This window comes from Streptomyces sp. NPDC056486, from assembly GCF_042795295.1.
In the GTDB taxonomy this organism is placed as follows: domain Bacteria; phylum Actinomycetota; class Actinomycetes; order Streptomycetales; family Streptomycetaceae; genus Streptomyces.
Window position 1 is genome coordinate 17,199 of record NZ_JBHTSF010000089.1, and the last position, 21,686, is coordinate 38,884.

Below are 21,686 nucleotides of genomic sequence, written 5' to 3' on the forward strand. Positions count from 1 at the left end.
TCCGCCGTACTCGTGCTCACGTTCCCAGTGTCGGTCACCTCCGGTACCGCCCGACCCTCATTCCCACCGGAACCGGCGCGCCGCCGCCGCAGAGAGGACCACGGTCCACAGCGCGAGCACGCCGAGGTGGGCCGGCCCTGGCCAGTCGCCGGCCGCGGCCTCGCTCAGGGCCTGGGCGGCGGCGCCGAGCGGGGAGATCTCCACGACGCGGGCGAGCGCGTCCGGCATCGCCTGCACCGGCAGATAGACGCCCGCGCTGAACATCATCGGGAAGAAGACGGCGGTGCCGATGGCGGTCGCGGCCTTCGTCGTACGCGAAATGGCGGAGACCACGGCTCCGAGCGCGAGCCCGCACAGGATGGCGAGGAGCAGCGCGAGCGCGTAGCCGAAGGCCTGGCGCGGCAGCGGCACGTCGAAGATCACGCGGCCCACGGCCAGGGAGAGCAGGGACGAGACGAGCGCGGCGGCTCCGTGGATGCCCATCTGGGCGCCGAGCACGGCCGAGGGTCGGACCGGTGTGGTCGACATGCGGCGCAGGATGCCGCGTTCGCGGTAGCCGGTGATCACTGACGGCATGGCCTGCAGGCCCGCCACGATCAGGGAGAGCAGCACCGCCACGGGGACGTACGCGTCGACGAGTCGGATGCCGCCCAGCGAGGCGTCGGTCTCCCGGAAGGAGGGGATGGAGCCCAGGATCACCAGGAGGAGCGTGGGGAACATCATGATCCAGAAGAGGGCGCCGGCCTCACGGCGGAAGATCCGGAACTCGGCCTTGAGGACGGCGGCCGATGCCTTGTTCTTCGCGGCGGCGTGGGGTGCGGCGACGGCGGTGGTGGCGGCGGTCATGCCGAAGCTCCCGTCAGGTCGAGGAACGCGTCGTCCAACGTGACGTCGGATACCCGGAGTTGATGTGCGGTGATGTGATGCCGGGCGAGGAGCGTGATGGCGGCGTTGACCGTCTCGTCGGTGCCGCCCAGGGTGTAGCGGCCGTCGCGGTGGTCGACGGAGATCACTCGCGGCAGCGCGGCGAGCTCCCGCTCGTCCAGCGGGGCCGACGGCGTGAACGACATGACGGTGGATCCCTCGGCCCGGCTGATGAGGCCCGCCGGGGTGTCGAGCGCGGCGATCCGCCCCTGGTCGATGACCGCGATGCGGTCGCAGAGGCGTTGGGCCTCCTCCATGAAGTGGGTGACCAGGAGGACGGTGACGCCGCTGTCGCGTACGTCCTCGATGAGCTGCCAGGTGTCGCGGCGGGCACGGGGGTCGAGCCCGGTGGTCAGCTCGTCCAGCACGACGACCTTCGGGTTGCCGATCAGGCCGAGCGCGATGAACAGGCGCTGCTTCTGGCCTCCGGAGAGCTTGCCGAAGCGGCTGTCCAGCTTGTCGGTCAGACGCAGGCGTTCGGCGAGGGGGCGCCAGTCGGCGGGGTTCGGGTGGAACGCGGCGTACAGCTCAAGCGCTTCGCGCACGGTGAGCTTCGCCTGGAGCTCGCTCTCCTGGAGCTGGGCGCCGAGGATCTGGGTGACCCGGTCGTGGTCGGCGACGGGGTCGAGCCCGGCGACCCGGACGGTGCCCGTGTCGGGGACGCGCAGGCCCTCGACGCACTCCACGGTGGTGGTCTTGCCGGCGCCGTTGGGTCCCAGGACGCCGAAGATCTCGCCCTCCTCGACGGCGAAGGAGACACCGTCGACGACGGCCCGTCCGCCGTAGGCCTTGCGCAGGTCGTGCACTTCGATGATGGGCATGGTTCGAGCCTCGCCGGTGGGCGGGGGTCCGGGCATCGCCCATCGCGCTCGAAGCGGCATCAGCCGATCGGTTGATGGAGGGGTACGACTTTGCCGGTGCGGCTTGGTCGTGGAGCGATGCGGCCCGGGTGTAGGACCAGCGGACGAGCGGGGACGGTCCAAAACTCGGTGGGCTCTGTCAGTGGGCGTCCGTAGGCTCGCTTCTGATGCCGAAATCAGATGCGCCGACCAAGGAACCGACCGAGGGATCGACCGAGGGACCTGCCAGGGAGAGGTCCGCGGCGCGGACGCTGCTGCGGCTGTGGCCGTATGTCCGTCCCGTGCGAACTCGCCTGTTCAGCGCGGCATTCGTCGCGATCATCGCCTCCTGCACGGGCCTTGTCTTCCCCCTCGTACTGAAGTGGCTCGTGGACGGCCCGGTGGCGGACCGGGATCTCGGCGGGGTCTGGCTCGGCGCCCTGCTCCTGCTTCTGCTCGGTGTCGCGGAAGCGCTGCTCTTCGGTCTTCGGCGGTGGCTGGTGGCGCGGCCGCTCGCCTCGGTCGAGGCGTCGATGCGGGCGGATCTCTACCGTCATCTGCAGCGGCTTCCGGTGGCCTTCCACGACCGCTGGGCCTCGGGACAGCTACTTTCGCGCGGCACGACGGATCTGATGCTGCTGCGGATGTTCCTCGCCTTCCCGCTGACGTTCCTGATCGTGAACGGGACGACGATCGTGGTCGGCATGGTCATTCTGCTGGCCCAGGACTGGACGCTCGGACTCGTCCTGCTCACCCCACTGGTGCCGCTGGTGATCGCCTGCGCGTACTTCGAGGGCCGGTACATGGCCGTCGCGCGGCGGGCGCAGGACCAGGTCGGCGATCTGACGACGGTCGTCGAGGAGAGCGTGCTCGGCATCCGCATCATCAAGGGCTTCGGCCGCCACCGCAGTCAGGCGCGCGCGTTCCATGAGCTCTCGCACACCCTGCGGGGTACGGAGCTGGCCAAGGCGCGGCTGCTCGCTGCGATCTACGCGGTGATCATGATGTTGCCGGAGATCGCGATCGGTGCGGCGCTCGTCCTCGGGACCGTGCAGGTCGCGGAGGGCGAGCTGTCCACGGGCACGCTGGTCGCGTTCCTCTCGACGGCGCTCGCGCTGCGCTGGCCGGTGGAGTCCATCGGGTTCCTGCTCGCGATGAGCCAGGAGTCGGCGACGGCCACGGAGCGGTACTTCGAGGTGATGGACGCGGAGCCGGAGTCTTCGGTGGTGCTGCCCGCTGCCTCCGAGGGCTCGGGGGTCTCCGGCGCCTCCGGTGTGTTCGGTGGTGCCGGACTCCGCTTCCACGGCGTGGAGTTCCGCTACCCGGACGCGCCCGCCGAGGCGCCGGCCGCGCTCGACCGGATCGACCTGCATGTCCGCCCCGGCGAGACCCTCGCCCTTGTCGGCGCCACGGGCAGCGGCAAGACGACCCTGACGGCGCTCGTGCCCCGGCTGCACGAGGTGAGCGGGGGCCGCATCACGCTGGACGGCGAGGACATCGCGGAGATGGACCGCGAGCGGCTGCGCACGCTGGTTGCCGTCGCCTTCGAGGAGCCGACGCTCTTCTCCGCGACGGTGGGCGAGAACGTCCTGATGGGCGCGGAAGAGGCCGCGGGCCAGGCGGAGTTGGAGCGCGCGCTGGGTGTCGCCCAGGCCGACTTCGCCCACGCGCTGCCGCAGGGCACGGCCACCCAGGTCGGCGAGCAGGGCCTGAGCCTCTCCGGCGGCCAGCGCCAGCGTCTGGCCCTGGCCCGCGCGGTGGTGGGCCGCCCCCGCTTCCTGGTCCTGGACGACCCGCTCTCGGCGCTTGACGTCCACACGGAGGCCTTGGTCGAGGCAGCCCTGCGGCGCGTCCTGAAGGACACAACGGCCCTGGTGGTGGCCCACCGCCCCTCCACAGTCCTCCTCGCCGACCGCGTCGCCCTCCTCTCCGAAGGCCGCATCACGGCAGTGGGCACCCACCAGGAACTTCTGCGGGGGAACGCGGAGTACGCGTGGCTGATGTCTGGGGCGGGTGTCGCTCCCGCGACGGGGGAAACGGGCCCAGCGCCCGCGAACGAACCGACGGAGGCGGGCGTCGTGTCCGCGGAGGGGGATGGCGCACGATGACCGCTTCGACGCCGGCGTCACAGACCACCGGGACCGACGAGGATGAACGCCTCTCGCAAGCAGCCGACCGACCCGCTCCCGGCGGCTCCGCCGTACCCGCCGTCCCCGCCGACGACTTCGACAAGGACACCCTCCCCGCGCCCCCCGGCGCCACCACCACCCTGCTCCGTTCGCTGCTGTCCCCCCTCCGTGGCCGCGTCATCCTCGCGGCCGTCCTGCTCCTCCTCCAGCAGGCCGCCGTCCAGGGCGGTCCGCTCCTCGTCGCGTACGCCATCGACCGTGGCGTGCCCGCCGTCCGGGCCGACGACTACGGGCCCCTCGTCGTCATCGGCATCGGCTACCTGCTCTGCGCGGGCGCGTCCGGGGCGTTCCAGTACGCGTTCATCGTGGCCTCCGCCCGCGTCAACCAGGACGTACTGCTCGATCTGCGCGGGCGGATATTCCGGCACGCACAGGCCCTCAGCGTGGACTTCCACGAGCGGTACACCTCGGGGCGGCTCATCTCCCGGTCCACCACCGACGTGGAATCCCTGCGGGAACTCCTCAGCGAGGGGCTGCAGGAGCTGATCACCGTCATCCTGTCCTTCGTCTACATCTCGGCGATGCTCCTCTGGCTCGACCTGAGCCTCGGCGCCGCGGCCGTCGCCTCGTTCGTGCCGCTCTACCTCCTCGTACGCCGCTATCAGCGCCGCGCGGGCCCCCTCTTCGGGAAGCGGTCCACCGCGATCGCCTCCGTCATCGTGAAGTTCGCCGAGACGATGAACGGCATCCGCCCGGTCCGCGCCTTCCGGCGCGAGCGCGCCAACGAGGCGGAGTTCGGCGTGCTCAACCGTCACCACGAGCGGTCGAACGGCGACGCCATGCTGGAGATGGCCCGTTACGTCATCGGCTCCCGCCTCGTCGCCAACACGGCCGTCGCGGGCATCGTCCTGTGGGGCGCCTACCGCGTCACCGACGGCACACTCGCGCTCGGCGTCCTCGCCGCCGCCGTGCTGTACCTGCGGCGCCTGTACGACCCCATCGACCGGCTCGGCATGTTCCTGAACTCCTACCAGTCGGCCGCCGCATCCCTGGAGAAGGTCGCGGGGCTGCTCGCCCAGACCCCCTCCGTGCCCGAGCCGCACCCGGACCGCGCCCGGCCACTACCCGCCCTCGCCTCCGAACACCCGGGCCGCGAGGTCGACTTCGACGGCGTGCGGTTCGCCTACCGGACCGGCGGCGAGATCCTGCCCCGCTTCGACCTGACGCTGCCCGCCGGGCAGACCGTCGCCGTCGTCGGCTCCACCGGCGCGGGCAAGTCGACGCTCGCCAAGCTGCTCGCCCGCTTCTACGACCCGACGGAGGGCCGGGTCCTGCTCGACGGGGTCGATCTGCGGGACCTCGCCAACGCCGAGTTGCGGCGTGGCGTGGTGATGGTGACGCAGGAAGCCTTCCTCTTCTCCGGGACCGTCGCCGAGAACATCGCCATCGGCCGCCCGGACGCCACCCGCGAGGACGTCGAGCAGGCCGCGAAGGCCATCGGGGCGCATGACTTCATCACGTCCCTGCCCGACGGCTACGACACCGACGTACGCAAGAGAGGCGGCCGTATCTCCGCCGGTCAGCGCCAGCTCGTCGCCTTCGCGCGGGCGCTGCTCGCCGACCCGGCGGTGCTGATCCTCGACGAGGCGACCAGCTCACTGGACATCCCCGGCGAGCGGGCCGTGCAGCGCGCCATGCACACGGTCCTTCGCGGACGCACGGCCGTCGTGATCGCCCACCGGCTCTCCACGGTGGAGATCGCCGACCGGGTGCTCGTGATGGAGCACGGGCAGGTCGTGGAGGACGGTACTCCGGCCGAACTCATCGCGGGCAGCGGGTCGTTCGCGGATCTGCACCGGGCCTGGCGGGACAGCGTGGTGGGGTAGCCGCGCAGTTCCCTGTCCAATAGCGGCCCGCACAGCCCGCACAGGTGTCACATATACGCCTGGGTATGGAGCCGCACGTTTTCGAAGTTTCTTTCCGCCAGGCCCCGGGGGCGGATCAGCCAGGATGCGCACGGTTTCCCGGTCGGCGATGTCGTTGTTGGTATCCGGCATGAACGGACGTACACCACCCGGCCTTCCTCCGTGGGCCCGGGGACGTGGTATGTCCAACTCACCGACCGGAATCGCGGCGCAACCGACGCGATGAAGGCCGGGAAGCCGGACCATTCGATATCCGGGGGAAGCCGACCGCAACTCCATACGCGGGCGGGCAAGCCGCAGCGCCCTGTCGAGAAGGCCCTCGGGCACGCCTCGCACGCGAGCCGCCTCGCGATATTCGTCACGTGCGTTCATCACCGACAGTCTGCCTCAGCGGTCCGACACCCCCCGTTTTGCCTTTCGGGCTTTCCAGAGCCAAAGGCCGATCAATGAGGCCCAGTTCCAGGCGAGTTGGAAGCCGCAGGGATTTCGGTTCATTCGGGGAGCCCTGGGAAGCGGATACCACGGTGCGCGCCGCGGCCTGTGCTCATCAAGTCGCGCGTCCCGCAGTGGCGTGACCGCACAAACACCTCCGGTAATCTGGACTTTTCACCCAGAAGGAGTTGCATCAGTGGAGTTCCGGCTGCTCGGAGCGGTTTCTGTCGCCACCGAGACCGGCGAACTGCCACTCGGTCCCGCCAAGCGGCGCAGCCTGCTCGCCGCCCTGCTGTTAAGGCCCAACCGGCCGGTTCCGGTGGATCAGTTGACGGCCACGCTCTGGGATCACGAGCCTCCGCCGCGCTCCCGGGGCGTCATCCAGGGCCATGTGTCGCGGCTGCGCGCCCTGTTCGCCGGTGCGGACGCCGAGATGTTCGGCGTGGAGCTCGTCACGCAGGGCTCCGCGTACGTCCTGCGGATGCCGGAGAGTCTCCTGGACTCCTACCGGTTCGAGCAGTTGGTGACGCTCGCCCGCAGTCAGCGCGCGCCTGCCGACGCCGTGGCGATGTGCCAGGAGGCGTTGTCGCTCTGGCAGGGCCCCGCGCTGAGCGCCGCCTATCCGAGCCCGCCGCTCCAGGCCGCCGCGCACGCCCTGGAGGAGCTCCGGATCGCCTCCGTGGAGCTGCTTGCCGGGTCGTATGCGCGCCTCGGCGAACACAACCGCGCGGCAGCCGTGCTGCGCGCCGAGGCCGAGGCCCATCCGCTGCGCGAATCGCTGTCCGCCGCGCTGATGCGCGAACTCCAGCGTGCGGGCCGCCGTTCGGAGGCGCTCGACTGGTTCCACCGCACGCGGCGGGCCCTCGCCGAGGAACTCGGGGTCGATCCGGGCCGTGAACTGGCGGACGCCTACGGGGTGGCGCTGCGTGGGGAGGACGACGGCGACGGGCAGGCGCACCCGACTGCGGTTGCGGTTGCGCCGCCCTCGCCCGCACCAGCACCGGTACCCGAGGGCTCGGCCGCCCCCGTGACGGACACGATCGACCTGCTCCCCCGCATGCCACGCGGCTTCCACGGGCGCGCGGACGAACTGGCCGCCCTGTCCCGGGCCGCGGCAGGCGAAGCCCCCGTGTGCCTGGTCACCGGGCCCGCCGGCGTGGGCAAGACGGCGCTCGTGGTGCACTGGGCGCACCGCAACCGTGCCGCGTTCCCCGGCGGCCTGCTCTACGCCGACCTGCGCGGCTTCAGCGACACGGGAGAGCCGACACACCTCGAGGTCCTTCGCGAGTTCCTGCTTGCCCTCGGGGTCGCGCCGCGCCGGATACCGGAGTCGGCGAACGGGGCGTCCGCGCTGTACCGGTCGCTCGCCGCCGGCCGTCAGCTCCTCGTCGTCCTGGACAACGCGCGCGGCTCCGAGCAGGTCAGGGAGCTGCTTCCGGGAGGCACCCGCTGCGTCACCGTGATCACGAGCCGGTACCGCCTGCGCGGCCTGATCGCCTCCGACGCCGCCCGTCCCGTACCCGTGGACGTACTCGAACCCGACGACAGCACGGCCCTGCTCGCCGCGGTGCTCGGCAAGGAGCGGGTCCTCGCGGAGGCGGTGAGTGCCCGGCGGATCGTGGAGCTGTGCGGCGGACTTCCCCTCGCGCTGCGGGTGGCCGCCGCACGTCTCGCGGACCAGCCGGACTGGTCACTGCGGGACATGAGCGCCGAACTGGCCGACGAATCACGCCGGTTGGGTCTGCTCGACGTGGAGGACACGGGCGTACGCGCGGCCCTTCGGCTCACCGTGCGGCGGCTGCCCGATGACGTCGCGCACCACTTCGCCCACCTCGGCCGCCATCCGGGCACGCACGTCGACCGCTTCTCGGCGGCGGCCCTCGCTGGCACGGACCCGGACACGGCCGAGGCCGCCCTCGACCGGCTGACCGCGTCCCACCTCGCCACCCGGACCGCGCCGGGGCACTGGACCTTGCACGATCTCGTACGTCTTTACGCGCGAGACCTGGACGCGGGCCCCGACGCCCTGGTCCGGGTGCTCGACCACAGCGTGGCCACCGCCCTCGCCGCCGCCGACGCGGCCGAGCCCGGCGACGAGCCGTGCTTCACGCTGCCCGCGGACTTCCATCATCCCTCCGGAAAAAGGGAGTTCGCTGATCGCGAGGAGGCCATGGCGTGGTTCGCGGCCGAGTGCGACGACCTGACGCTGGCGGCGGCCGCGGCGGATGCCGCCGGGCTGCACGGCAGGACCTGGCGGATCGTGCTGGGGCTGTGGCCGCAGATGGTGTGGCGGGTGCTCGACGGCTGGACTCCACTGCTCCGTACGGCTCTTGAGGCGGCGCGCGCCGACGCGGACGCCCGCGCCGAGTCGCGGGTCCTTGCCCTGCTCGGATGGGTGCTGACCGAAGAGGGCCGCACCGGCGAGGCCGTCGTCCATCTGGAGGCCGCCCCCGCCATCGCCGCCCGCGCCGGTGACCGGCGCGGCGAGGCCACGGCACTGATCAATCTCTCGCTCGCCCAGGCAGCCCTCGGCAGCCCGGATGAGGCCGCCGATGGCTGCGTACAGGCGGCGCAGCTGGCCCGCGAGGCAGGCGACCACCCCACCGAACGCCTGGCCCTGCACCACCTCGCCCGGCACCAACTGGACGCCGGACAATGGCAGTCGGCCCTGAACACGTCGATGGCGGCCCTGACCGTCGAGGCCTCTCCGGACGCCTCGACGGCGTCCCGCGTCCTGCTGCTCACCACGGGCGGCGAGGCCCTCATCGCCATGGGCGACGAGTCCGGGGGAATCCGCCGCCTGGAGGGCGCGGCGAGCGAGGCGGAGGCATCCGGCTACGACGAGGGCGCGGTGCGAGCCCTCGGCGCACTGCTGCGGGTGTCGGCGGACACGGGACTGCGGGCGCGGTACGACACGGCGATGGTGCGGCTCGCGAACCGGACGTGAGCTCTCCGACGACCTGGATCCGGAAATGCGGAGGGCAGCCGCTCGACACGAACCCCACGTGACATGCGCCCCAACTGAACGTTCCACGCCGCCAGTTGGGGTGCGGAATCAGCCACACCCCTCCGGGCCCCCGGTGAAGGACCCACATCGAACAATCACGAGCCCTTCACCTTGCGCGACCCCTCCGTATATCGAACTTGCCCCACCGGGCAGCGGACCATTTCCGGCCAACTCTTGACGCACTCCTGACAAACAGAGCGCGCCGGTGCCACTCTTCCCCTCGTTTACCAGCTTCACCGTGCTCCACCGTTCAACATCCTGCTGCACCGTGCTCCACCTTGCGATTCCCAGCTCCACGTTCTGCCTTGTTCTGCCCGGACGGCACGACCGCGCCGCCCGGTCCCCCTGGCCGCGCACCCCGCGGCCACGCAGAAGGAGTCCGTGTTGAGAAGCACCTCTCACAGACCTGCCTCCCACAGACGCGCTGCCACCGCCGGCGCCCTGACCGCCGTCGCCGCCCTCATCGCGGTGGCCTTCCAGACGGGCCCGGCATCGGCCGACGACCCCGCGATATCACCGGCCAAGACCTCGGCCGCCGGCAAGATAGGCAAGGCCGACCCCGGCTCCCTGCCCGTGAAGCTCAGCCCCGCCCAACGTGCCGCGCTCCTCAAGGACGCCAACACCACCAAGGCGGACACGGCCAAGGACCTGGGGCTCGGCTCCAAGGAGAAGCTCGTCGTACGTGACGTCGTCAAGGATGCCGACGGCACGGTCCACACCCGCTACGAGCGCACCTACGACGGTCTGCCCGTCCTCGGCGGCGACCTGGTGGTCGACGAGGCGAAGTCCGGCAAGACCGAGGGCGTCACCAAGGCCTCGAAGGCGGAGCTCAAGAGCGTCGACACCAGTGCCGACGTGAAGGCGGCGACCGCCGAGAAGCAGGCGCTCGGCGCGGCGAAGGCCGCGGGGTCGAAGAAGACCGAGGCGGACAAGGCGCCCCGCAAGGTCGTCTGGATGGCCAAGGGCCAGCCGACTCTCGCGTACGAGACGGTGGTCGGCGGTCTTCAGCACGACGGCACCCCGAACGAGCTGCACGTCATCACGGACGCGGCCACCGGCAAGAAGCTCTTCCAGTGGCAGGGCATCGAGAACGGCACGGGCAACACGCAGTACAGCGGTCAGGTCACCGTGGGCAGCGCTCAGTCGGGGTCGAACTACACCCTGACCGACACCGGCCGCGGCAGCCACAAGACGTACAACCTCAACCACGGCTCGTCCGGCACCGGCACGCTCTTCTCGGGCGCGGACGACGTGTGGGGCAACGGCCAGGCCTCCAACCTGGAGACCGCGGGCGCGGACGCCGCCTACGGCGCCCAGCTCACCTGGGACTACTACAAGAACGTGCACGGCCGTACCGGTATCCGCGGTGACGGCGTCGGCGCGTACTCCCGGGTCCACTACGGCAACAACTACGTCAACGCGTTCTGGCAGGACTCCTGCTTCTGCATGACGTACGGCGACGGCTCGGGCAACTCCAAGCCGCTGACGTCCATCGACGTGGCGGCCCACGAGATGACGCACGGCGTGACGGCGGCCACCGGCAACATGACGTACAGCGGTGAGTCCGGTGGCCTGAACGAGGCGACGTCCGACATCTTCGCGGCGGCCGTGGAGTTCAACGCCAACAACGCGCAGGACAAGGGCGACTACCTCGTCGGCGAGAAGATCGACATCAACGGCGACGGCACCCCGCTGCGCTACATGGACAAGCCGAGCAAGGACGGCGGGTCGAAGGACTCGTGGTACTCGGGCATCGGCAACATCGACGTCCACTACTCGTCCGGTGTCGCCAACCACTTCTACTACCTGCTGAGCGAGGGCAGCGGCGCCAAGGTCGTCAACGGAACCTCGTACGACTCGCCCACCTCCGACGGTCTGCCTGTGACCGGAATTGGTCGTGACAAGGCGTCGCTCATCTGGTTCAAGGCGCTGACGACGAAGTTCACCACGACCACCAACTACGCGGCGGCCCGCACCGGGACCCTCGCGGTGGCCGGTGAGCTGTATGGCACCACCAGCGCCGAGTACGCGGCGGTGGCCCACGCGTGGGCCGGCGTCAACGTCGGAGCGCGGCCCGGTGGGGGCGGTGGCACGGACTTCGAGAACAACACCGCTGTCGCCATCCCGGACAACGCGGCGGCCGTCACCTCGTCGGTCAACGTCACCGGACGCACGGGCAACGCGCCCGCCACCCTGAAGGTCGGCGTCAACATCACGCACACCTGGCGCGGCGACCTGGTCCTCGACCTGGTGGCGCCGGACGGGTCGACGTACCGCCTGAAGAACTCGAGTTCTTCGGACTCGGCGGACAACGTCATCGAGACCTACACGGTCAACGCCTCGTCCGAGGTGGCCAACGGCACCTGGAAGCTGAAGGTCCAGGACGTGGCCGCGCAGGACACCGGCCGTATCAACAGCTGGAAGCTGACGTTCCCGTAGGCCCTGAAAGGGCTTGAAGGTACGTGCAGACTGCGCCGCCCCGGGTGGATCGACTCCCCGGGGCGGCGCACCCATGTGTGCCGCCGCATGACGCCCTTGGGAAGCCGTTTAATTCCCATTGAACCGCCCTTGACCTGCAGTTGAGCCGTCAGACGCGTAACACGCCGTTCGCATTGCGTACATGAGCCGTCGCTCAACGGACGATTTCTGGCCAACCTGCCGTCAGGGGCCTGACATGAACCTGGCTCAACTGACACTCTTCCCTCGCATAGTCACACCAGTACAACCCGCACCGCATCTTTCAGCTCGGACGGTCCCCATGCCGCCCGGGCCCCCCACAGAAGGAGCATGCGTGACCCCCCACATATCCCGGAAGCGCTCAACGCTGGCCATCGCCACCGCCGTTGCCGCCGGAGCACTGCTCGCAGGCGGTCTGGCCACCGGAGCCTCCGCGCAGCCCGACCAGGCCGCGGCGCCCGCCGGATCGCAGATCGCGCTCTCCTCCACCGCCCGCGCCGGCCTGCTGCAGGACGCGAACGCGGACAAGGCGGCCACCGCCGAGAAGATCGGTCTCGGCGCCAAGGAAAAGCTCGTCGTACGCGACGTCGTCAAGGACCGTGACGGCACCACGCACACCCGCTACGAGCGCACCTACGACGGTCTGCCCGTCCTCGGCGGCGACCTGGTCGTCCACACCGCCAAGAGCGGCTCGGTCAAGAGCGTGACCAAGGCGGCCAAGGCCACCATCAAGGTCGCCACCACCTCCGCGAAGGTCGCGACGAAGTCGGCCGCGCAGTCCGCCGAGTCGACCGCCTCGAAGAGCGGCGACACCAAGAAGGCCGACGCGCAGACTCCGCGCAAGGTCGTCTGGGCCGCGTCCGGCAAGCCGGTCCTCGCCCACGAGACCGTCGTCACCGGCGTCCAGAAGGACGGCACGCCCAGCAAGCTGCACGTCATCACCGACGCGGCCACGGGCAAGAAGCTCTTCCAGTACCAGGCCATCGAGAACGGCGCGGGCCACAGCCAGTACAGCGGCGACGTCGAGATCGGCTCCAAGAAGGGTTCGAGCGGCTTCGACCTGACCGACGACGCGCGCGGCGGGCACTCGACGTTCAACCTGGACCACAGCGAGAGCGGCGAGGGCAAGCTCGTCACGGACGACGACGACACGTGGGGCAACGGCAAGGCGGACGACGCCCAGACCGCCGCCGTCGACGCCGCCTACGGCGCCCAGCTGACCTGGGACTACTACAAGGACGTGCACGGCCGCGAGGGCATCAAGGGCGACGGCAAGGGCGCGACGTCCCGTGTCCACTACGGCAACGCCTACGTCAACGCCTTCTGGGACGACAGCTGCTTCTGCATGACGTACGGCGACGGCGAGGGCGACAAGAAGCCCCTGACGTCGATCGACGTCGCGGGCCACGAGATGTCGCACGGCGTCACCGCCGCCACCGCCAACCTGGAGTACAGCGGCGAGTCGGGCGGCCTGAACGAGGCCACGTCCGACATCTTCGGCACCTCCGTCGAGTTCAACGCCAAGAACAAGGAAGACGTCGGCGACTACCTCGTCGGCGAAGAGATCGACATCAACGGTGACGGCTCGCCGCTGCGCTACATGGACAAGCCCTCGAAGGACGGCCAGTCCCTGGACAACTGGAGCGCGGACGCGGGCAACACGGACGTCCACTACTCGTCCGGTATCGCCAACCACTTCTTCTACCTGCTGTCCGAGGGCAGCGGCGCGAAGGAGATCAACGGCGTCAAGTACGACTCCCCGACCGCCGACGACTCCAAGGTCGAGGGCATCGGACGCGACAAGGCCGAGAAGATCTGGTTCAAGGCCCTGACGGCATACTTCACGACGACCACCGACTACAAGGCCGCCCGTGAGGGCACCTTGAAGGCGGCGACGGACCTGTACGGCGCGGACTCCGCCGAGGCCAAGGGCGTGGCCGCGGCCTGGACCGGCGTCAACGTCAAGTAGCTCCCCCGCACGACAAGTACGACCAGTACAACCAGCACGACCAGGCGGCACCCGGGGCTCCCACTATCCCCCGGGTGCCGCCTCTCGTCGTGGCGTGGTCCGCCCTGCCTACCGCAGCAGCACGCCCGCGGCCTCCCCCGTCCCCTCCGACGGCACCGCCACAAGCCCCAGCTCGGCCCCGCTCGCAAGGAGCCGGTGCGACGGCAGGATGCGGACCGTGTAGCCGAACGGCCCGGTGCGGTCCAGGGCCAGCGGCCCCTCGTACAGGCGCCGCCCCTCCGCGTCGGGCCCGCCCACGGGCTTCAGCGGCAGCGGACTCGCGTCGGCGATGACGTCCTCGGGGTCGACGCGGCCCGCGATCGTCTGGACCTCCACGTCGTCCGGTGTCAGTTCGCCCAGATGTACGCGGACCCGCAGCGAGAGCGTGGCGCCCAGTTCGGCGGTGGCGCCCGTCGCCGACGCCTCGACGTGGTCGACGGCGACACGCGGCCAGGCCGCACGGACCCGTGCCTTCCAGGAGGCGAGATCCCCTGCGGCGTCCGCGTCGAGCGTGCGGTGCGCCCGCGCGGCGGGAACGTACAGCTGCTCCACGTAGTCGCGCACCATCCGCCCCGCGAGCACCTTCGGCCCGAGCCTGGTCAGCGTCCGCCGCACCATCTCGATCCACCGGTCGGGCAGGCCGCCAGGACCCTCCTCGTAGAAGCGGGGCGTGATCCTGCGCTCAAGGAGGTCGTACAGCGCCGCGGCCTCAAGGTCGTCCCGACGGTCGTCGTCGGTCGCCGCCCCGTCCGCCGTGGGGATCGCCCACCCGAAGTCCGGCTCGAACCACTCGTCCCACCAGCCGTCGAGAACCGACAGATTGAGACAGCCGTTCAGCGCCGCCTTCATCCCGCTCGTCCCGCACGCCTCAAGGGGCCGCAGCGGATTGTTCAGCCACACGTCACATCCGGGGTAGAGCTTCTGCGCCATGGCCATGCCGTAGTCCGGCAGGAACACGATCCGGTGCCGTACCCGCGGATCGTCCGTGAAGCGCACCAGCTCCTGGATGAGCCGCTTGCCCCCGTCGTCCGCCGGATGCGACTTGCCCGCGACGACGATCTGGATCGGCCGGTCGGGATGGGTGAGCAGCTCCATGAGCCGGTCCTTGTCCCGGAGCATGAGCGTCAGGCGCTTGTACGAGGGGACTCGGCGCGCGAAGCCGATCGTCAGGACGTCCGGGTGGAGCACGTCGTCGATCCACCCCAACTCCGCGCTCGCCGCACCACGTTGACGCCACGAGGCGTAGAGCCGCTGCCTGACCTCCGTCACCAGCTGGCCCCGCAGCTCGCGCCGCAGCTCCCAGATGTCCGCGTCCTGGATCTCGGCGACGGCGTCCCACCGCTCCGAGCCGCCCACCGAAAGGGCGTCCTCGGTCCGCTGCGCGCCGATCTGGCGTGCGCCCAGGCGGAACACCTCGGGGGCGACCCAGGTCGGGGCGTGCACGCCGTTCGTGACGGAGGAGATCGGGACTTCTTCGGCGTCGAATCCCGGCCACAGGCCGGCGAACATCTCGCGGCTCACCTTGCCGTGCAGGGTGGAGACGCCGTTGGCGCAGCGTCCAAGGCGCAGGCCCATCACCGCCATGTTGAAGAGGTTGGGCTCACCGCCGGGGTACGTCTCCATGCCGAGCCGCAGTATGCGTTCGACGTCGATGCCGGGCAGTTCGGCGTGCGGGCCGAAGTGCCTGGCGACCAGCTCACGGTCGAAGCGGTCGATTCCGGCGGGCACGGGGGTGTGCGTGGTGAAGACCGTCCCGGCCCGGACGGATTCCAGAGAGGCGTCGAACTCGACTCCCTCTCCGGCGAGTTCATGGATCCGCTCCAGGCCGAGGAAGCCCGCGTGGCCCTCGTTCGTGTGGAAGACCTCGGGCTCGGGGTGGCCGGTCAGCCTGCAGTACGTCCTTATGGCGCGCACCCCGCCGATGCCGAGCAGCATCTCCTGGAGCAGCCGGTGCTCGCTGCCGCCTCCGTAGAGCCGGTCGGTCACCTCGCGGGCGCCGGTGTCGTTCTCCTCGACGTCCGAGTCGAGCATCAGGAGCGGTACGCGCCCGACGCTCGCCTGCCAGACGTGCGCGCGCAGCTCACGTCCGCCGGGCAGCGCGATCGCCACCAGGCTCGGGGTGCCGTCCGCCTCGCGCAGGAGGGAAAGCGGCAGCTCGTTCGGGTCGAGGACGGGGTAGGTCTCCTGCTGCCAGCCGTCGCGGGAGAGCGACTGGTGGAAATAGCCGTGCCGGTAGAGGAGACCGACCCCGATGAGCGGGAGCCCTAGGTCGCTCGCCGCCTTCAGGTGATCGCCCGCGAGGATGCCGAGCCCGCCCGAATACTGGGGAAGGGCGTCGGTGATGCCGAATTCGGGCGAGAAGTAGGCGACGGCGCGCGGCAGTTCACTGCCGCGGTCGGCGGACTGCTCCTGATACCAGCGGTCTCCGGTGATGTACTCCCGAAGGTCGTCCGCCGCCTCGGCGAGGCGGCGCAGAAACGGCCCGTCCCCGGCGAGCTGAGCGAGCCGCGCGGGCGGCACACTGCCGAGCAGCCGCACGGGGTCACCACTCGAAGCGGCCCATTGCTCGGGGTCGACGGCCTTGAACAGTTCACGGGTCTTGGTATGCCAGGACCAGCGCAGATTGCGCGCCAGCTCGGAGAGCGGCGCGAGAGGTTCGGGAAGAGCGGGTCGTACGGTGAATCGACGGATGGCCTTCATCACTGTGCACCTCTGACAGGGTGTCTGACGGGGTGTAGGACGGGGGCGTTCGTAGGTCGCGTACCGACGTTACGTATATCGCGTGTCGACGCTTCGTATCTCGCGCATCGATGTGTCGCAACGACGGTAGCGGTGCGCCGCCCCTGTCACCACAGTGCACAGGGCGCACGGACCTCAGGGCCGGGCCGTCGCCGCCACGATCGCCGCCGTGTCCCAGTAGAACGGCCGCACCTCCGCGATCCGCCCGTCCCGCACCGTGATCGTCTGGAGCACCGGAAAGGCGAGTTCACGCCCCGTGGCGCGGGCCCGCGCGCGGACCTGGGAGCGGACGACCGCCGTCTCGCCCGTGGCCAGGAACTGCTGTTCCCCGATCTCGAAGGTCTCCCATGTCTCGCTCATGGCGAGGAAGAAGCGCGTCATTCCGTCGTGGCCGTGCCAGGTGCCGCCGTACGGGAGGGCCGCCGCCTGGTGCAGCACGACGTCGGGGGCGAAATAGGGGGCGAGCAGGTCGAACGAGGCCTTTCCGGGGCCGCCGGCGGCCAGGTAGCGGGACTCCGCCTCGTACATGCCGGTGAGGACGGTCGTCGAATCCGGCGCGGCCGCCGTGTGCTGGGAAGTCATGCCGCAAGCGTGCCGAATCCGGCGGCGTTCGACCGGCGGGAAACGGACGTCGACGTTCGATGGTCACCGCGTGGCCCCGCATCCGGCGGAGGCATCCTGAACCCGTCCGAAAATCGGCGCAACCCTCACAGCACCCGCACCGGCGATATGGCCGATTCCCCCACGCCGTGTGGTCTTGTAGGCCCTCACGCCGCACGAGAGGCTGCCAAGTGGCGCCCGTGGACGATACGGGGAATCCGGTACGGATCGGTCCAACTCCACGGGTCGCATATCAAGTTGGGGAGGGAAACCAGCGTATGACTCTGTCGCGAACGAAGCGTCTGCGGTGGGCCGGGGCCGTTACCGCCGCCACCACGGCGACGATGCTTTCGGCCATCACGATGCCCGCGCACGCCGCTCCCGCCGATGCCCCGCTGGGGAAGATACTCGGCGCCGGGGAGCCCGGTTCCATCAGCGGGAGTTACATCGTCACGCTCAAGGGCGAGACCTCGGCCCCGTCGGACGCGGGCCAGGACGTCGCCGCGAAGTACGGGGCGCAGATACGTCACACCTACAGCACCGCGATCAACGGATACGCGGTGCGGCTCAGTTCGGACCAGGCCAAGAAGCTCGCGGGGGACCCGAAGGTCGCCTCCGTCGCCCAGGACAGCACCGTGTCCCTGGACCGGACCCAGCAGGATCCGCCCTCCTGGGGGCTCGACCGGATCGACCAGGCCGATCTGCCGCTCGACAAGTCCTACACCGGGCCCGATTCGGCCGGGCAGGACGTGACGGCGTACGTCATCGACACCGGCGTACGCACCACGCACAAGGAGTTCGGCGGCCGTGCGAGCAGCGGCTGGGACTTCATCGACAACGACGCCACCGCGCAGGACGGCAACGGACACGGCACTCACGTATCCGCGACCGTGGCGGGCGAGAGCTACGGCGTCGCCAAGAAGGCCGACGTCGTGGGCGTCCGGGTGCTCGACGACGCGGGGTCGGGGACGACCGCCCAGGTCATCGCCGGCATCGACTGGGTGACGAAGAACGCCAAGAAGCCCGCCGTCGCCAACCTGAGCCTCGGCGGCACGGCCAACGTCCAGCTCGACGCCGCCGTGCGCAACTCGATCGCGTCCGGGGTCACTTACACGGTCGCCGCGGGGAACGACGGTCTGCCCGCGCTGCTGTTCTCGCCGGCCCGCGTGAAGGAAGCGGTCACGGTCGGCGCGAGTGACAACAAGGACGCCAAGGCGAGCTTCTCCAACTGGGGCCCCGGGGTCGACCTGTTCGCGCCGGGCGTCGACATCACCTCCGCGTGGAAGACGAACGACACCGCCAAGAACACCATCTCGGGTACGTCGATGGCCTCGCCGCACGCGGCGGGCGCGGCGGCGCTCTACCTGGCCGATCACCCGTCGGCCACCCCCGCCGAGGTGAGCAAGGCACTGACCGATCAGGCCGCGGCGGGCAAGGTGACCGGCGCCGGTCTCGGCTCACCGAACAAGTTGTTGCAGGTCAACAACCCGTAGGACAGCGCGAATACGCGCCGCCTCCACTGCGCGTCACAGCAACCGGCCCCGCCGCACACGGCGGGGCCGGTTTTGCGTGCACGGACCTGCTCGGACATGGTCTTGCCTCCGGCGCCGACGGGAAGCACCCTCGATAGAGGGCCGGTCTCGTATGAGGCCTTACGCACCAGTAGGTAAAAAAGTGCTGGATTGCCCACCAGAAGTTGGTGGGAAGGCACCCCCGAAACGCACACGGCTGAGTACGGTCAGTCACGACTCAGTACGCCAGCAAGCGCGGCACGCAGTCGCAGAACCACTCCACACCCCCGTATCCGCCCCACTCATGTAACGCGGACAGGAGCGGTCATGCCCTCAACTCGCCCGTCGGCGAAGCCCTCGGGAAAGTCCACTACCAGGGTGCCCAAAACTCCGGCACCACAGCAGGACCCGCAACACCCGCAGGAAGCTCAGGATCCGCAGAAAGCGCAAGACCCGCAGGATGCGCGGGACCAGCCCCCGCGACCCGGGCGGCCGGCCCTCACCGGCCGCATACCCGTCCTCGACGTCGCACCCATCGTCCACGGCGGGCTGAGGCCCGCCAAGGCCGTGGTGGGCGAGACCTTCCAGGTCACGGCCACCGTCTTCCGCGAAGGGCACGAGGCGGTCGCCGCCAATGTCGTCCTGCGCGATCCACGGGGGCGCCCCGGGGCGTGGACGCCGATGCGCGAGCTGGCCCCCGGCACCGACCGGTGGGGCGCGGACGTCACTCCGGGCGCGGAGGGGAACTGGACGTTCTCCATCGAGGCGTGGGGCGACCCGGTCACCCAGTGGCGCCACCACGCGAACATCAAGATACCGGCGGGCATCGACACCGAACTCGTCCTGGAGGAAGGCGCCCGGCTGTACGAGCGCGCCGCCGCCGACACCCCGGTGAGCAAGGGCCGCCGCGCCACTCTCCGCGCCGCCGTCAAGGCCCTGCGGGACACGAAACGCCCCCTCGCGGCCCGCCTGGCCGCCGCCCTCACCCCGGAGGTGGACGCGGTACTCGCCGAGCATCCGCTGCGCGAACTGGTCACGGAGTCGCAGTGGCTGCCGCTGCTCGTGGAGCGGCCGCGGGCGCTGTTCGGGTCGTGGTACGAGTTCTTCCCGCGCTCGGAGGGTGCCGTCGTCCGGGAGGGCGAGGCCCCGCGGTCGGGGACGTTTCGCACCGCGTCGGAGCGACTTCCGGCCATCGCCGCGATGGGCTTCGACGTCGTCTACCTCCCGCCCATCCACCCCATCGGCACCACCTACCGCAAGGGCCCCAACAACTCCCTTTCGGTGGGGCGGTACGACGTCGGCGTGCCCTGGGCGATCGGCTCCCCCGAGGGCGGCCACGACACCATCCACCCCGACCTGGGCACCCTGGACGACTTCGACGCCTTCGTCCGCCGCGCCACCGACCTGCACCTCGAAGTCGCCCTGGACTTCGCCCTGCAGTGTTCGCCGGACCACCCCTGGGTGGAGAAACACCCCGAGTGGTTCGCGCACCGCGCCGACGGCACCATCGCCTACGCCGAGAACCCGCCCAAGAAGTACCAGGACATCTACCCCCTGGCCTTCGACCGCGACCTGCCGGGCCTGATCGCCGAGACCGTACGCCTGCTGCGGTTCTGGATGAACCACGGCGTACGTATCTTCCGCGTCGACAACCCGCACACCAAACCCGTCGCCTTCTGGCAGGAAGTCCTCGGCGACATCAACCGCACCGACCCCGACGTCATCTTCCTGGCGGAGGCCTTCACGCGTCCGGCGATGATGCGCACCCTGGCCGCGATCGGCTTCCAGCAGTCCTACACGTACTTCACCTGGCGGAACGGCAAGGGTGAACTCACCGATTATCTGCGTGAGTTGGCAGGTGAGACCGCCCACTACCTCCGGCCGAACTTCTTCGTCAACACCCCGGACATCCTGCACGCCTACCTCCAGAACGGCGGACGTCCCGCCTTCGAGGCCCGGGCGGTGCTCGCCGCAACGCTGTCGCCGACATGGGGCGTCTACAGCGGATACGAGCTGTGCGAGAACGCCCCGGCGCGGGCCGACAGCGAGGAGTATCTGAACTCGGAGAAGTACCAACTACGGCCGCGTGACTGGGAGTCGGCCGAGCGCTCCGGCGCCACCATCGCGCCCCTGATCACCAAGCTGAACCACGTGCGGCGCGCCAACCCCGCCCTGCGGCAACTGCGTGACCTGCACTTCCACACCACGGACCAGGAAGCAGTGATCGCGTACTCGAAGACGGCCCATGACACGGCCCATGACACGGCCTCCGACACGGCCCCTGACACGGACGGAACGAACACGGTTCTGGTGGTCGTGAACCTCGACCCCCACCACACCCAGGAGGCCACGGTTTCGTTGGACATGCCGCAACTAGGCCTCGACTGGCACGAGTCCGTGCCGGTGCGCGACGAGCTCACCGGCGACATCTACCACTGGGGCAGGACCAACTATGTGCGCCTCGAACCGGGCCGCGTGCCCGCGCACATCTTCCGCGTCCTGCGACCGTCCTCACCGTTGATCGGAGGGTCACCCACATCATGATCATCAATGAGCCTGTCCAGGACACGTTCGAGGACACCCCCGCCAAGGACCGCGACCCCGAATGGTTCAAACGCGCCGTCTTCTACGAGGTCCTGGTCCGCTCCTTCCAGGACAGCAACGGCGACGGCGTCGGCGACCTGAAAGGCATCACCGCCAAACTCGACTACCTGCAATGGCTCGGCGTCGACTGCCTCTGGCTGCCCCCCTTCTTCAAATCCCCCCTGCGTGACGGCGGCTACGACGTCGCCGACTACACCGCCGTCCTGCCCGAATTCGGCGACCTCGCCGACTTCGTCGAATTCGTCGACTCCGCCCACCAACGCGGCATGCGCGTGATCATCGACTTCGTCATGAACCACACCAGCGACCAGCACCCCTGGTTCCAGGAATCACGCACCGACCCCGACGGCCCCTACGGCGACTACTACGTCTGGGCGGATGACGACAAGCAATACCAGGACGCCCGCATCATCTTCGTCGACACCGAAGCCTCCAACTGGACCTTCGACCCCGTCCGCCAGCAATACTTCTTCCACCGCTTCTTCTCCCACCAGCCCGACCTCAACTACGA

At 69.9% G+C, this 21,686-nt stretch carries 12 protein-coding genes; 8 read left to right on the top strand and 4 right to left on the bottom strand.

Translation table 11 applies throughout. The annotated features are described in order from the left end of the window. Positions 1-57: 57 nt before the first annotated feature. Positions 58-846 (bottom strand): ABC transporter permease, encoded by a 789-nt coding sequence (locus ACFQ7F_RS29205; protein WP_383276374.1) that lies wholly within the window; start codon positions 844-846, stop codon positions 58-60. After that, positions 843-1,745 carry an ABC transporter ATP-binding protein gene (locus tag ACFQ7F_RS29210; protein ID WP_383276377.1) on the bottom strand — a complete coding sequence of 301 codons (903 nt, stop codon included), beginning with the start codon at positions 1,743-1,745 and terminating at the stop codon, positions 843-845. The genes ACFQ7F_RS29205 and ACFQ7F_RS29210 overlap by 4 nt, the downstream gene beginning before the upstream one ends. A gap of 206 nt (positions 1,746-1,951) precedes the next feature. On the opposite strand from ACFQ7F_RS29210, the gene ACFQ7F_RS29215 reads away from it, so the two are divergent. The 5 genes from ACFQ7F_RS29215 (at position 1,952) to ACFQ7F_RS29235 (ending at position 13,682) form a co-directional block, all read left to right on the top strand. After that, entirely contained in the window at positions 1,952-3,871 is a 1,920-nt protein-coding gene (locus tag ACFQ7F_RS29215; RefSeq protein WP_383276380.1) for an ABC transporter ATP-binding protein, read from the top strand. Continuing rightward, a complete protein-coding gene (locus ACFQ7F_RS29220; RefSeq protein ID WP_383276383.1) occupies positions 3,868-5,778 on the top strand; it encodes an ABC transporter ATP-binding protein in 1,911 nt (636 codons plus the stop codon). Before ACFQ7F_RS29215 ends, ACFQ7F_RS29220 begins: the two co-directional genes overlap by 4 nt. 667 nt (positions 5,779-6,445) lie before the next feature. Continuing rightward, a complete protein-coding gene (locus ACFQ7F_RS29225) occupies positions 6,446-9,196 on the top strand; it encodes a BTAD domain-containing putative transcriptional regulator (protein ID WP_383276387.1) in 2,751 nt (916 codons plus the stop codon). A 444-nt stretch (positions 9,197-9,640) separates the two neighbouring features. Continuing rightward, on the top strand, positions 9,641-11,695 hold the full coding sequence (locus ACFQ7F_RS29230; RefSeq protein ID WP_383276390.1) for a M4 family metallopeptidase: 2,055 nt from the start codon (positions 9,641-9,643) through the stop codon (positions 11,693-11,695). Positions 11,696-12,047: 352 nt separating this feature from the next. After that, positions 12,048-13,682: a M4 family metallopeptidase gene (locus ACFQ7F_RS29235; protein WP_383276393.1), complete on the top strand. Its 1,635-nt coding sequence runs from the start codon at positions 12,048-12,050 to the stop codon at positions 13,680-13,682. Positions 13,683-13,790: 108 nt separating this feature from the next. Here ACFQ7F_RS29235 and glgP read toward each other — a convergent pair whose 3' ends face one another. Together glgP and ACFQ7F_RS29245 are read right to left on the bottom strand one after the other, a co-directional pair. Beyond that, entirely contained in the window at positions 13,791-16,421 is a 2,631-nt protein-coding gene (gene glgP, locus ACFQ7F_RS29240) for an alpha-glucan family phosphorylase (protein WP_383276396.1), read from the bottom strand. A gap of 174 nt (positions 16,422-16,595) precedes the next feature. Next, entirely contained in the window at positions 16,596-17,042 is a 447-nt protein-coding gene (locus tag ACFQ7F_RS29245; RefSeq protein WP_383276399.1) for a nuclear transport factor 2 family protein, read from the bottom strand. Between the two features lie 296 nt (positions 17,043-17,338). Here ACFQ7F_RS29245 and ACFQ7F_RS29250 point away from each other — a divergent pair, with 296 nt between their 5' ends. From ACFQ7F_RS29250 to ACFQ7F_RS29260, 3 genes are all read left to right on the top strand, one after another. Next, complete coding sequence (locus ACFQ7F_RS29250; protein WP_383276402.1) at positions 17,339-18,553, top strand: S8 family peptidase; 1,215 nt, start codon at positions 17,339-17,341, stop codon at positions 18,551-18,553. Between the two features lie 345 nt (positions 18,554-18,898). Beyond that, positions 18,899-21,115, top strand: coding sequence for a maltotransferase domain-containing protein (locus ACFQ7F_RS29255; RefSeq protein WP_383276405.1), 2,217 nt, complete (start codon positions 18,899-18,901; stop codon positions 21,113-21,115). Then, on the top strand, positions 21,112-21,686 hold a 575-nt coding region (locus ACFQ7F_RS29260), incomplete at its 3' end, for an alpha-amylase family glycosyl hydrolase (RefSeq protein WP_383276408.1). The genes ACFQ7F_RS29255 and ACFQ7F_RS29260, both read left to right, overlap by 4 nt.